General features: G+C 72.1%; 10 protein-coding genes and 1 pseudogene. 6 read left to right on the forward strand and 5 right to left on the reverse strand.

Features of this window, described 5'->3' with window-relative positions:
* Positions 1–253 precede the first annotated feature (253 nt).
* Complete coding sequence (locus IE318_RS03915) at positions 254–667, forward strand: SsgA family sporulation/cell division regulator (protein ID WP_189896302.1); 414 nt, start codon at positions 254–256, stop codon at positions 665–667.
* Positions 668–750: 83 nt separating this feature from the next.
* On the opposite strand, the gene IE318_RS03920 is transcribed toward IE318_RS03915, so the two are convergent.
* Positions 751–1,776: a Gfo/Idh/MocA family protein gene (locus IE318_RS03920; protein ID WP_189896304.1), complete on the reverse strand. Its 1,026-nt coding sequence runs from the start codon at positions 1,774–1,776 to the stop codon at positions 751–753.
* A gap of 101 nt (positions 1,777–1,877) precedes the next feature.
* A complete protein-coding gene (locus tag IE318_RS03925) occupies positions 1,878–2,978 on the reverse strand; it encodes a baeRF3 domain-containing protein (RefSeq protein ID WP_189896306.1) in 1,101 nt (366 codons plus the stop codon).
* Positions 2,979–3,359: 381 nt separating this feature from the next.
* Here IE318_RS03925 and asnB point away from each other — a divergent pair, with 381 nt between their 5' ends.
* Entirely contained in the window at positions 3,360–5,201 is a 1,842-nt protein-coding gene (gene asnB, locus IE318_RS03930; protein WP_189896308.1) for an asparagine synthase (glutamine-hydrolyzing), read from the forward strand.
* A gap of 88 nt (positions 5,202–5,289) precedes the next feature.
* Here the strand turns inward: asnB and IE318_RS03935 are convergent, their stop codons facing one another.
* On the reverse strand, positions 5,290–6,951 hold the full coding sequence (locus tag IE318_RS03935) for an alpha/beta hydrolase (RefSeq protein ID WP_189896310.1): 1,662 nt from the start codon (positions 6,949–6,951) through the stop codon (positions 5,290–5,292).
* Positions 6,952–7,221: 270 nt separating this feature from the next.
* On the opposite strand from IE318_RS03935, the gene IE318_RS46290 reads away from it, so the two are divergent.
* Positions 7,222–7,887, forward strand: a complete 666-nt coding sequence (locus IE318_RS46290) for a chaplin (RefSeq protein ID WP_189896312.1) — start codon at positions 7,222–7,224, stop codon at positions 7,885–7,887.
* A 112-nt stretch (positions 7,888–7,999) separates the two neighbouring features.
* Here the strand turns inward: IE318_RS46290 and IE318_RS03945 are convergent, their stop codons facing one another.
* Positions 8,000–8,518, reverse strand: a complete 519-nt coding sequence (locus tag IE318_RS03945) for a GNAT family N-acetyltransferase (protein ID WP_030166174.1) — start codon at positions 8,516–8,518, stop codon at positions 8,000–8,002.
* A 155-nt stretch (positions 8,519–8,673) separates the two neighbouring features.
* Between IE318_RS03945 and IE318_RS03950 the strand changes: the two genes are divergently transcribed.
* Positions 8,674–9,528, forward strand: a complete 855-nt coding sequence (locus tag IE318_RS03950; protein ID WP_189896315.1) for a GNAT family N-acetyltransferase — start codon at positions 8,674–8,676, stop codon at positions 9,526–9,528.
* A 120-nt stretch (positions 9,529–9,648) separates the two neighbouring features.
* Positions 9,649–10,429: pseudogene (locus IE318_RS03955) on the forward strand (NAD-dependent epimerase/dehydratase family protein).
* 46 nt (positions 10,430–10,475) lie between these two features.
* On the opposite strand, the gene IE318_RS03960 reads toward IE318_RS03955, so the two are convergent.
* Entirely contained in the window at positions 10,476–10,742 is a 267-nt protein-coding gene (locus tag IE318_RS03960; RefSeq protein WP_189896317.1) for a GlsB/YeaQ/YmgE family stress response membrane protein, read from the reverse strand.
* A gap of 245 nt (positions 10,743–10,987) precedes the next feature.
* Here IE318_RS03960 and IE318_RS03965 point away from each other — a divergent pair, with 245 nt between their 5' ends.
* Positions 10,988–12,442 carry a hydrolase gene (locus tag IE318_RS03965; protein ID WP_189896319.1) on the forward strand — a complete coding sequence of 485 codons (1,455 nt, stop codon included), beginning with the start codon at positions 10,988–10,990 and terminating at the stop codon, positions 12,440–12,442.
* The last annotated feature ends 20 nt before the right edge of the window (positions 12,443–12,462 follow it).

The raw sequence follows: 12,462 nt of genomic DNA on the forward strand, positions 1-12,462 counted from the left end.
ACGGGCAAGTCGTAGGTGGACTACGTGACTTGGTGGATCGTCACGAGTCCGGGTCGTCATTCAAGAAGACGTTCGACGAGTGCCTGTTCTATTCCTCCGGGCCTGGGGCGCCACCCCCGACGTGATAGTGACGTAGGTCACATGAATTGGGGGTCGGCCGGGCGTAATGCAAACGGACCCTGCGGACTCCTAACAACACACGGCAGACCGACACGGCACCGGCCGACCTCCGACCCGCAGGAGAGACCGATCCATGGACATCACCCTCGAGCAGCCCGTCCGCGCCCGCCTGATCACCGCGGACGAGCAGGAACTCGCCGTGCCCGCCACATTCCGCTACGCCTCCGGGGACCCGCTGGCCGTGCACATGGACTTCCCGCCCGAGGCCTCCCTCGACGGCAAGGAGGTCTCCTGGACCTTCTCCCGCTCCCTGCTGGAGGAGGGCCTCGGACAGCCCGCCGGAGCGGGGGACGTGCACCTGTGGCCCTGCGGCGAGACCCGCACGGCGCTCGAGCTGCACTCGCGGTCCGGCATGGCGCTCCTCCAGCTCGACACCCCCGCCCTGCGCCGCTTCCTGCTGCGGACCTACGCCGTCGTCGCGGCCGGCCAGGAGGACGTGTCCGCGGCCGTCGACCGAGGCCTGAACGCCCTGTTCGGCACGGTCTGAGCACAACGGCCGCCACGCGCGGCCGCTCCCGGGCCGCGGCGGACCGGCCGCGCAGACCGGCAACGCCGTCACGCGCGTGCGGTTCAGCGGTCGGTTCGCGCGTACAGGTCCGGGCGCGGGGCGAGGGTGATCTGCACGCGCCCGCCCTCCTCGAGCGAGCGGACCCCGGCCTCGGCGACGGCGGAGGCGGCGTAGCCGTCCCATGTGTCGGGGCCGGTGACGCGTCCGCGCCGGGTGGCGTCCACCCAGGCCTGGACCTCACGGTCGTAGGCGTCGGCGAAACGCACGAGGTAGTCCTGGGGCACCTCCTGGCGGGCGCCGCCCCCGGAGGTGACGGCCATCCCGTGCTCCTCGCCGATGCGGGCGCTGCCCGTCTCGCCCACGGCCTCGCAGCGCACCTGGTAGCCGAAGCCGCAGTTGACGAACACCTCCACGTCCACCAGCGCCCCCCGTTCCGTCTCGAAGAGCACGAACTGCGGGTCCAGCAGGCCCTGCGGCGCCCCCGAGGACGGCGCCGGACGCAGCACGGTCACCGCGGTCAGCTCCTGGCCGAGCAGCCAGCGGGCCGCGTCGATCTCGTGCGACACCGAGCTGTTGATCAGCATGGCGCTGGTGAAGTGCGGCGGCGAGGAGACGTTGCGGTGGGTGCAGTGCAGCATCAGCGGCCGTCCCAGGGCCCCGCCGTCCAGCAGCGACTTCAGCCGCCGGTACTCGGCGTCGTAGCGCCGCATGAAGCCGATCTGTGCCAGCCGCCGCCCGAGCCGCGCCTCCGCCTCCACCACCCGCAGCGCCCCGTCCGAGTCCGGGACCATCGGCTTCTCGCACAGCACCGGCAGTCCCCGCGCGAAGGCCGCGAGCAGCGCCTCCTCGTGCGCCGGCCCGGGCGAGGCGATCAGGACGGCCTCGACCCCGGGGGCGTCGAGCGCGGCCACCGCGTCCTCGTGCACCGAGACACCCGCGATCCCGCCCACCGCCTCCTTCGCCCGTGCCGTGTCCGGGTCGGCCACCGCGGCCACCCTGGCTCCGCTCACCACCTGGTCGAGCCGTCGTATGTGATCGGCCCCCATGTGTCCGGCACCCAGCACCGCCACGCCCAGCAGCTCACCCACGTACGCGCTCCCTCCTGGCCGACGAGTCCCGCCGTAGCGTAGACGCCGGTCAGGAGGGAGCGTGAGGGGTCGGGAGCGCTCTCGATCCGATCGGTGCGCTCTCAGTACCGCAGGACCCCGGCCATGCCCTGCTCCTCGCCCAGGGTGCCGTCCGGGACGAAGCGGACCTCGGCCCCGGTCTCCAGGCACAGCTCGACGATCTCGTCCACGATGTCCTCGCGGGCGTCGAGGTCGCCGCTCGCGGCGGGGATCAGATGGTCGCCGAAGGCGTCGCGCACCGTCACCCGGTAGTTCTCCTCGACGGCCAGCAGCCGCACCCGGCCCTCCCGGGCGGTGCGCCACAGCTCGTCGACGCCGGCCGCGAACTCCTTGCGCCCGCGGGCCGCCGTGAGCTCGCGGACGACGGCCTCGGTCTCCTCGCGCGCCTGGGCCTCCTGCACCGGCCGTATCGCACGCCACACGGCATCGGCGGTGCCGTGCGCCAGCCCGCCGTGCGGCACCTGGACGGCGCACTTGGCGACGGAGCCGAACTCGTCGAGGACGGACAGCGCGGCCGGCACGCCCGTGACGTACAGCGGACGCGGGTGATCGCGCAGGACCGCGCTCATCGCGGTGTCGGCCTCGCGCAGGAAGTGGCGGGTGCGCTCGTCGCGGAACATGCTCGGCGCGTCACCGATCTGCTCCTGGCGCTCGGCGTCGAAGTTCTCCCCGAGGTCGCGGGCCAGCGGGAAACCGCCGGTGCGTTCTTCGATGACCCGCCCGCCCCCGCCGTTCCACAGGGTGATCCGGTCCGCGGAGACCGACAGGACCCAGAAGGGGCGCTCGGCGGCGTGCGCGGAGACAAGGTTGCGGGTGAGGAACGTGTCCGAGAGGACCACGCGCTCCGGCACCGCACGGCCGAGCGACCAGACCTGGTGCTCGCCGGGCGCCGCGAGGATCAGCAGCCCGTCCTCGGCATGCGTCAGGTCCACCTCGGAAAGGGCCTGGTCCAGTTGCCGCACGACGTCGGCGCGCCGCTCCCGGGTGACCGCCGGGTCGGCGTCCAGCTGCTTCTTGGCCTCGGCCACGGCATTGCGCAGCCGGACCGGATCCTGGAAGTTGTCGGGTTCACGGCGGTGCGTCGGCGTCAGCACGGACACCGCGGGGTAGCTGCGGGGGCGCCGCAGCTCGGCAAGGGTCGCGGGACTCAGATCGTGCTCCATGACAGCACCATAGGGCGATTTCCCATACCGGGCATTTGGAGTAATCGGGGCCCTGGTGCGCGGTGGCCGCCCCCGCGGCGCCGGCCGCCGCCGGCTCCCGCCGGGATTCCGTCCGGCTTCCGCCGGACCCCTCGCCGGAGCCGGGATGGAATGCGGCGCGGGATGTGTTTGCCCATGTTGGGTAAGTCTTTGCCCGTGGCCGAATCCCGGAGGGTCGCTCCTGGTGGAGGGCTGGGTCGTAGGTGTCGCGTAAGCAAAGTGCGGCCGAAAGTGCGAGGGTGGCACGGTCGTTCGGGTTACGGCCGCGTTGACCGGCCCGGGCGGGTGGCACAGGCTCGTCATATAGGTGCTCGATACAACTGGTGCGCCAGGAGGTACGACATGTGCGGCATCACCGGCTGGGTCTCCTACGACCGCGACCTGCGTGCCGAGGCCGCGACCCTGGACGCGATGACGGAGACGATGGCCTGCCGCGGCCCCGACGCCCGCGGCACGTGGACGGACGGGCCCGCCGCCCTCGGCCACCGCCGGCTCGCGATCATCGACCTGCCCGGCGGCCGCCAGCCCATGACAGCCGACACCCCGGACGGCACGGTCGCACTGGTCTACTCGGGCGAGGCGTACAACTTCACCGAGCTGCGCGCCGACCTCGTCGCGCGCGGCCACCGCTTCACCACCGACTCCGACACCGAGGTCGTCCTGCGCGGCTATCTCGAGTGGGGCGACACCGTGGCGGAGCGGCTCAACGGCATGTACGCCTTCGCCGTGTGGGACGGCCGCCACGACAAGCTCGTCATGATCCGCGACCGCATGGGCATCAAGCCGTTCTACTACCACCCCACCCCCGACGGCGTCCTCTTCGGCTCCGAGCCCAAGGCGATCCTCGCCAACCCCCTCATCCGCCGCCGCGTCACCCTCGACGGACTGCGCGAGCTGTTCACCTTCGTCAAGACCCCGGGACACGCCGTGTGGGACGGCATGCGCGAGGTCGAACCCGGCACCGTCGTCACCGTCGACCGCACCGGCCCGCACACCCGCGTCTACTGGCGGCTGGACACCCGGCCCCATCTGGACGACCGCGACACCACCATCGCCACCGTCCGCACCCTCCTGGACGACATCGTGCGCCGCCAGCTCGTCGCCGACGTCCCCCGCTGCACCCTGCTCTCCGGCGGCCTGGACTCCTCCGCGATGACGGCGCTGGCCGCCCGTCAACTCGCCGAGCACGGCGAGAGGGTACGCAGCTTCGCCGTCGACTTCGTCGGCCAGACCGACAACTTCGTCGCCGACGACCTGCGCGCCACCCCCGACACGCCGTTCGTGCACGACCTGGCCCGCGCCGCGGACACCGACCACCAGGACATCGTGCTCGACGCCCACACCCTGGCCGACCCCGACGTGCGGGCGAAGGTGCTCAGGGCCCGCGACCTGCCCATGGGCTTCGGCGACATGGACGCCTCGCTGTACCTGCTCTTCCGCAGCATCCGCGACCACTCCACCGTCGCCCTGTCCGGGGAGTCCGCCGACGAGGTCTTCGGCGGCTACCAGCAGTTCTTCGACGAGGAGGCCCGCCGCGCCGACACCTTCCCCTGGCTGGTGCGCTTCGCCCGCGACTTCGGCGACGACGGCGACGTCATGCGGTCCGACCTCGCCCGGACACTGGACCTGCCGTCGTACGTCGCCGAGAGCTACCGCACCGCCGTCTCCGGCATCCACCGCCTCGACGGCGAGAGCGACTTCGAGTACCGGATGCGGCAGATCTGCCATCTGCACCTGACCCGCTTCGTGCGCGTCCTGCTCGACCGGAAGGACCGGATGAGCATGGCCGTCGGACTGGAGGTCCGGGTGCCCTTCTGCGACCACCGGCTCGTGGAGTACGTCTACAACACGCCCTGGTCCCTGAAGTCCTTCGACGGGCGGGAGAAGAGCCTGCTCAGGGAGGCCACCGCCGACCTGCTGCCCAGGTCCGTGTACGACAGGGTCAAGAGCCCCTACCCGTCCACCCAGGACCCCAAGTACGCGCTCGCCCTCCAGGACCACACCAAGGACCTGCTCGCCCGGCCCGACCACCCGGTGTTCGACCTCGTCGACCGCGAGCGGGTGCGCGAGGCCGCGCACCGCGACACGCCCGTCATCACACAGGCGGCCCGGCGCGGGCTGGAGAAGACATTGGACCTGGCCCTGTGGCTGGACCTCTACCAGCCGGAGATCGTCACCGGCTGAGCCGGACCGGATCTGTCACCCGCCGACCCCTCACCCACGACCCCTCACCAAGCTGACCTCACCCGCTGACCGTTGACCCGCCGGCTTCTCAACCGCTGATGTCGGGCCGCGTGTCCGGCGCGCAGGAGCTGCCGCTCGGCGGCAGGGAGCCGTAGAGCAGGAAGTCGTTCACCTTCCGGTGCACGCACCGGGAGGAGGCGTACCCCGTGTGCCCCTCACCCCGGTTGTCGAGCACCACGGCCGACTTGCCCAGCCGCCGCGCGGTCTCCACGGTCCAGCGGTACGGGGTCGCCGGGTCACCGCGGGTGCCCACCAGCAGCATCCTGGCGCTGTCGACGTTCTTGACCTTCTCACGGATGAAGTCGCTGCCCTTGGGGCGGCCGTAGCACATCAGCAGCTCGGTGAGCCGGTACCGGCCGAAGACCGGTGAGGCCGCCTCGTAGTCGGCGCTGAGCCGGCCGAGGTCCTTGGTGAGCTGCGCGGCGCTGGGCCGGTCCGGGTCGTCCGCGCAGTTGATCGCCATCATCGCGGCCGGCGCGTTGTCCGGCGGCACGTCCGCCGTGCCCACCAGTCCGCCGCCGCTGCCCGGCGGCTTCGCGGCACCGGCCCGCTCGGGCGCGTCCCGCCGGGCCTGCCGGTCGCCCGGGGGCGGGGCCATACCGCCGGTCGCGAACGCCTCGACCCCGCGGGTGTCGCCGTCCTGGACCAGAGAGGCGATCGCACGCTCCAGGGAGGGCCACATGGCCTTGCTGTACAGCGCCTGCCCGATCGCGCCCACCAGGTCCTGGCCGGAGAGCCTGCCGCCGTAACCGTTCGGCACCGGGTTCTCGTCCAGCGAGCCGATGAGCTGCTGCACCTGGTCGCCGGCCGCGCGCCGGTCCTGCCCGAACGGGCAGGCGATGTCCTGCACACACCAGTCGAGGAAGTCCTCCAGGGCCGTCTGCTGACCCTCGGCGGCCACCCGGCCCTGCTCCGACAGGGGCTCGGTCAGCGTGTCCACCCCGTCGAGGGCCATCCGCCCCACCTTGTGCGGGAACTCGGCCGCGTACACCGCGCCCAGCCGGGTGCCGTAGGAGAAGCCCAGGTAGTTGAGCTTGCGGTCGCCGAGGGCCTGACGGATCACGTCGAGGTCCCGGGCCGCGTCGACGGTCCCTATGTGCGGCAGGACCGCGCTGGAGTGCTGGGCGCACTCGGCCGCGACCTTCTTCCACTCCTCCAGCGCCTTGCGTGCCGCCGTCGCGTTGCCGAGGTCCGGGTTCGCGCCGACCGAGTCGCCGCCCGCGTCCGAGGAGTCCGTGTCGATGCCGATCCCGCAGCTGACCGGGGAGGACCTGCCGACGCCCCGGGGGTCGAAGGTGACCACGTCGTAGCCGTTGGTCAGGTCCATGAACTCCTTGCCGTCGTCCGCGGCGAGCGCCGGGACGCCCGGGCCGCCGGGGCCGCCGAAGTTGAGCACCACCGAGCCCCGCGACGGGCCGGTGGCCCGGTAGCGGGACAGCGCCAGGTCGAGGGTGCCCCCGCCCGGGCGGGCGTAGTCGATGGGGACGGTGACCTTGCCGCACTGCATGTCCTTGGGGGCGCCCGTCTCGCACGCCGCCCACGTCACCTTCTGGCGGTAGAACCGGCTCAGACCGGGCGGTGCGTCGCCCGCGACCGCCGCCGGCAGCCCCGCGCCGAGCAGGGCGAGCGTCACGGCCCCGACGCCCGCACAGCGCCGGGCCGCGGACCGCGTCGACAGCTTGGCCAGCATCGATGCCTCCAGGGGCGCTCCGCCGCGGACCGGGACAACCCCCTCGAACACCATAAGCGGCCCCCCTGGGCCTCGCCTCCCGGCGCGTGGTGGGTGATCCGGAACGGTCCCCGGGCTGCCGCGGGCGCCTGTGCGAGGCTCCGGGTGCCGTTCGATAAGCGGGCCGCTCGAAGGGGTGAAAGGCCGATAAGCCATAACTCGGATCGGTCACCGGCGTTTTACCCCGTGCGGGCGAGTGCCCGCGATACATGTCTGGAAGGCACAGGACCTATGAAACGGGTTACCCGAAACGGTGTGATCGCCGTCGCCGCCTCCGGCGCGATGGCGATGACAGTGCCGGTGTCCGCCGCGTTCGCCGCGGACGGCGGTGCCACGGCGGACGGCGCCGCGGTCGGCTCGCCCGGGTTGATCTCCGGCAACACCATTCAGCTCCCGGTGCACATCCCGGTGAACGTGTGCGGCAACACGGTGAGCGTGGTGGGACTCCTCAACCCCGCGGCGGGCAACCGCTGCGCCAACGCGTCCGCCGGGAGGGATCGGACGCCATCCGGCGGCGGAGCCAAGGCACGGGCCGGCGGAAAGGATTCGCCGGGCGTGATCTCCGGCAACAGCGTCCAGCTTCCCGTGCACGTCCCGGTCAACGTCAGCGGCAACAGCGTGAACGTGGCCGGCGTCGGCAATCCGTCGGTCGGCAACACGTCCACCAACGGAGACCGCCCCGACAAGCCCGCACCCCGGCCGGTCACACCGCCCGCGCGCTCCACGCCGCACCCGGCGCCGAAGCCGCTGCCGCACCCCGTGACCGCCCCCCTGACGCAGGCGTCGCTCGCCCACACCGGCACCGACCAGACCCTGCCCGCCGTCGCCGCGAGCGCGGCGCTGCTGCTCGGCGGAACGATCCTCTACCGGCGCCACCGCCCCCGGACGCACCGCTGAGGCATCCCCGCCCGCCCTACGACACGGAAGGACCCCACCCGCGCAGAACGCACCGGTGGGGTCCTCCCTCCCCGAGCGGCGGGGCCTCGGTCCAGGTCGCCGTGCGCGGCTCTCAGCCCACGTCGCCGCGCAGGATGCTGTACCGCACTCCGTCGCGCCAGCGGCCGTCCCGGAAGGAGACGCTGCGCAGGACGCCCTCCCTGGTGAACCCCGCCTTCTCCAGGGCGCGCTGCTCCGCGAGGTTCTCGGCCTCGGTGTCCGCCTCGATCCGCATCACGGTGCTGTGCGCGAAGAGGTACCGCACCAACTGCCGCTGCGCCTCGGTCCCGGCGCCCTTCCCGCGGGCCTCCGGCAGCAGCACGATGCCCATGTTCCAGTAGTACGAGGCCGGCGCCGGGACGATCCTGCGCCAGGCGACGAAGCCCAGCCGCTCCGGTCCGCGCACCACCATCAGGTGCCCTGTGTCCTCGGCGAGCAGACCGTTCTCCGCCCACTGCCGGCGCCAGCGGCCCGGATCCCGCCAGCCGTACCACTGGAAGGGCGACGCGGCCTCGGGATCGTGGAGAAAGCGTTCCAGGACGGGCAGGTCCGCCTCGTCCACCGGGCGGAGGCTGATGTCGGCCGAGTTCATGACCGGCCACCCTAAAGGGCTACACCGGCATGCGGAAGCGGCCGATCGGCCGTCACCGTACGGCTTGATCCCGCCGTGGCGCGCCCACCCGTGATCCGGAAGGATGCTGCGCGCACACCGCACGGAAGCACTCACGGACACACGGGAGCACATCCATGGCCTTTGCCGCCCACGAGGACCTCGTCGTCACCCGGGCCACCCTCGAGGACTGGCCGGTGATCAGAGGGTGGGCGGCGGACGAGGGCTGGAACCCGGGGCTGTCCGACGGGCCGGCCTTCTTCGCCCAGGACCCGGACGGCTTCTTCCTGGGCCGGATCGACGGCGAGCCCGTCTCCGCGATCTCGGTGGTGAACCACGGCCCCGACTACGCCTTCCTGGGCTGCTATCTGGTCTGCCCCGACCTGCGCGGCCGCGGTCACGGCCTGACCACCTGGAAGACCGCCCTCGCCCACGCGGAGGACCGTACGATCGGCCTGGACGGCGTCGTCGCCCAGCAGGACAACTACCGGCAGTCGGGCTTCGAGGCCGCTCACCGCACCATCCGCTTCACCGGCCCGGCACCCGCCGCCCGGCCTCCGGCCGACGTCCGGCCGGTCGGCCCCGCCGATCTGGCGGACGTCACCGCCTATGACGCCGCCTGCCATCCGGCGGAGCGCCCGCGATTCGTCGCCCACTGGCTGACGACGCCGGGACACCGCGCCCTGGTCCGCCGCGCAGGCGACCGCGTCACCGGCTACGGCGTGCTCCGCCCGGCCCACGACGGCCTGCGCATCGGCCCGCTGTTCGCCGACACCCCCGAGGACGCACGGGCCCTGTTCGCCGCGCTGACCGCCGAAGCCGAGGGCCGCGAGGTGGCCGTGGACGTGCCCGAGACGAACACGGCGGGCATCGCCCTGGCCGAGGAGGCCGGTCTCGCGCCGTCCTTCGAGACCGCCCGCATGTACACGGGACCGGTACGGCCGTACGCACGCGCGCGGGTCTACGGGGTCACCACCCTGGAACTGGGCTGATCGCACGGCCCTCCGCCCAGGTGCCTCTGGGCCCGGGCGAGTACCCGCCCGCCCCGGCTCGGGTGCGCTCGTGCTCAGTCGCGACCCGTCGCCGCGCTCAGGGCGAACGCGTCCGCCGGCATGTCGATCTGCGCGGTCGTCTACCACTGCGTCAACGTCGGCTGTACCTCCAGGTCTCGGCTATCACCTCCAGGTCGAGATGATGCCCCGGATCCAGCGGGCCGTGCTCGGCGCCGTCGCCGCGTCGGGGGCGCGCCTGGTCGTGCTCGACACGCTGTACCCGTACGGCGAGACCGGGGGAGCGGTGATGACCGAGGACACCCCTTGGAAGGCGACCAGCCGGAAGGGGCGGATGCGGGCCGAGCTGAACGAGGCGTACCTCGCCGCACACCGTGAGGGCCGGGCACGAGTGGTCCTCGGCCGCTCCGCCGACTTCGTCGGGCCGGGCGTGCTCAACTCCACGCTCGCTGACGCCGTCCTCCCGGGCGCGCCGACCGGCGGAGAGGTGCTCGGTCCGGGGGACATCGACCTGCCGCACCGCTACACGGCCGTCGGCGATGTGGCCGCCGGCCTCGCCACGCTCGCGAACGCCCGGACGGCGACGGACGCGTGTGGCACCTGCCGACCGCGCCCGCCGTGACCACGCGCGAGATCCACGTGTTGATCGAGAGGCGGGTCGGGCGGCCGCTGAACGTCGTGGTCCTGCCCGGGGCCCGCCCCTTCGGTCCGTTCGACGCGCGATTCATGGGCCAGTACGCCGAGATTGTTCCACCAGCACACGGAGCCCCAGATCATGGACTCCTCCGCGTTCGAGCGGGCCTTCGGCGCGGCCCAGGCCCCGCTCACCGGCACGATCGACGCCGCCCTGGCCCGGTACGGCCGCGGGCTCGCGAACCGCTGACGGTGCCGGTGAGCGGTGGGCGTGGCCGCGCGGGTCGGCGGCCGCGTCAGCGGTGCGTGGTCTTCGCCCGGTCCAGCGCGGCGACGCCCACCGCGGCGAGTGCGATCTGGATGAGCCACTCGATCCAGTCGACGCCCTTGGTGTCGGCCACCCCGAGCGCGCCCGCGATTGCGGCACCGACCAGTGCGGCCACGATGCCGATGAGGATCGTCCAGAGAATCCCGATGCGCTGACGGCCGGGGACGACGAGCCGTCCCAGGACACCGATGACGATGCCGATGACGATGGCACTGATGATGCCGCTGATCTCCATCTTCGCCCCTCTGTCTCGTTCCCCTGTCGGCCCCGTTGCCGCCCCCGTCGTTGTCCTCGCGCCCATCGAATGCCCCCTGTAACCGGATGCACGCCTTACGGTTGTCGCCCCCGACCTTCTGTTCACCGTCCGGTCATGCCATGTACCTTTCAAGCGTAGTGACGCGTGTAGAACGCTCGGATGCGCTCTACGCGCGCAGACTCGGCGCCCGCACCGCCCCTTCACCCCACTCGGAGGTTCGCCGGATGTCCGGATCCAGAAGATTCCGCAGACTCCGCCGCAGGCTCGCCACCGGCGCGGCCGGCCTCGGGCTGCTCGTCGCCTCGGCGGCCCTGCAGCTCTCCGCCAGCGCCACTCCCGCCCACGCGGCCACCACCCACCGCGTCCTGTTCGACAACGCCCACGCCGAGACGGCCGGCAACGCCGACTGGATCATCTCCACCAGCCAGCCCGACCCGCTCGGCCAGGACTCCTCCCCGTCCGCCGAGACGGACTGGACCGGTGCCCTGTCCTCCTGGGGGGTGGCCCTGCAGAAGACCGGCGGCTACAGCCTCAAGACGCTCCCGTCCGGTTCGAGCCTCTCCTACGGCGGCTCGTCGTCGACCGACCTGTCCAACTTCGACACGCTGGTGCTGCCCGAGCCGAACACGCTGTTCACCAGCGCCGAGAAGACGGCGATCATGAACTTCGTCAAGAACGGCGGCGGCCTGTTCATGATCTCCGACCACACCGGCTCCGACCGCAACAACGACGGCAAGGACTCGGTGCAGATCCTGAACGACCTGATGAGCAACAACAGCGTCGACTCCACCGACCCGTTCGGCTTCTCCATCGACTCGCTCAACATCACCTCCGGCAACCCGGCCGCGATCAGCGACTCCACCGACCCGGTGCTGCACGGCCCCTTCGGCACCGTCACCAAGAGCCTGATCGCCAACGGCACCACCGCCACCCTCAAGCCGTCCGACAACTCCTCCGTCAAGGGCCTGCTCTACCGCACCGGTTACTCCGGCAACACCGGCGCCTTCTTCGTCACCAGCACCTTCGGCAGCGGCCGCGTCGCGTACTGGGGCGACAGCTCGCCGATCGACGACGGCACCGGCCAGTCCGGCAACACCCTCTACGACGGCTGGAACGACTCCAGCGCCACCAACGCCGCCCTCGCCCTCAACGCCACCGCCTGGCTGGCCGGTTCGGGCACCACTGGCGGCGGTGGGACCGGCTCCTGCACCGCCGCCCAGCTGCTCGGCAACAGCGGCTTCGAGTCCGGCAACACCGTCTGGAGCGCGAGCAGCGGCGTCATCACCAGCGACTCCGGTGAGGCGGCGCACACCGGCTCGTACAAGGCCTGGCTGAACGGTTACGGGTCCGCCCACACCGACACCCTCGCGCAGACCGTCACCATCCCCTCCGGGTGCACGACCGCCGCGCTGGGCTTCTACCTCCATGTGGACACGGCCGAGACGACCACCACCACGGCCTACGACACGCTCAAGGCGCAGGTGCTCGACAGCGGTGGCACCGTGCTGTCGACCCTCGCCACGTACTCCAACCTCAACGCCCAGAGCGGCTACACCCGGCGCAGCTTCAGCCTGGCCGGCTACGCGGGCCAGACGGTGACGATCAAGTTCACCGGCACCGAGGGCTCCACCCTCCAGACGTCCTTCGTCATCGACGACACGTCGCTCGACGTCTCCTGACGGCCGGGGTGGTGGGCCGG

It is taken from the genome of Streptomyces spiralis (assembly GCF_014654675.1).
GTDB lineage: Bacteria > Actinomycetota > Actinomycetes > Streptomycetales > Streptomycetaceae > Streptomyces > Streptomyces spiralis.

Excerpts from the sequence above, each read along its gene's own strand:
- IE318_RS03915 (WP_189896302.1), top strand. The coding sequence starts at position 254 with ATGGACATCACCCTCGAGCAGCCCGTCCGCGCCCGCCTGATCACCGCG.
- IE318_RS03945 (WP_030166174.1), bottom strand. The coding sequence starts at position 8,518 with ATGAACTCGGCCGACATCAGCCTCCGCCCGGTGGACGAGGCGGACCTG.
- IE318_RS03965 (WP_189896319.1), top strand. The coding sequence starts at position 10,988 with ATGTCCGGATCCAGAAGATTCCGCAGACTCCGCCGCAGGCTCGCCACC.
- IE318_RS03925 (WP_189896306.1), bottom strand. The coding sequence starts at position 2,978 with ATGGAGCACGATCTGAGTCCCGCGACCCTTGCCGAGCTGCGGCGCCCC.
- IE318_RS03960 (WP_189896317.1), bottom strand. The coding sequence starts at position 10,742 with ATGGAGATCAGCGGCATCATCAGTGCCATCGTCATCGGCATCGTCATC.
- asnB (WP_189896308.1), top strand. The coding sequence starts at position 3,360 with ATGTGCGGCATCACCGGCTGGGTCTCCTACGACCGCGACCTGCGTGCC.
- IE318_RS03950 (WP_189896315.1), top strand. The coding sequence starts at position 8,674 with ATGGCCTTTGCCGCCCACGAGGACCTCGTCGTCACCCGGGCCACCCTC.
- IE318_RS03935 (WP_189896310.1), bottom strand. The coding sequence starts at position 6,951 with ATGCTGGCCAAGCTGTCGACGCGGTCCGCGGCCCGGCGCTGTGCGGGC.
- IE318_RS46290 (WP_189896312.1), top strand. The coding sequence starts at position 7,222 with ATGAAACGGGTTACCCGAAACGGTGTGATCGCCGTCGCCGCCTCCGGC.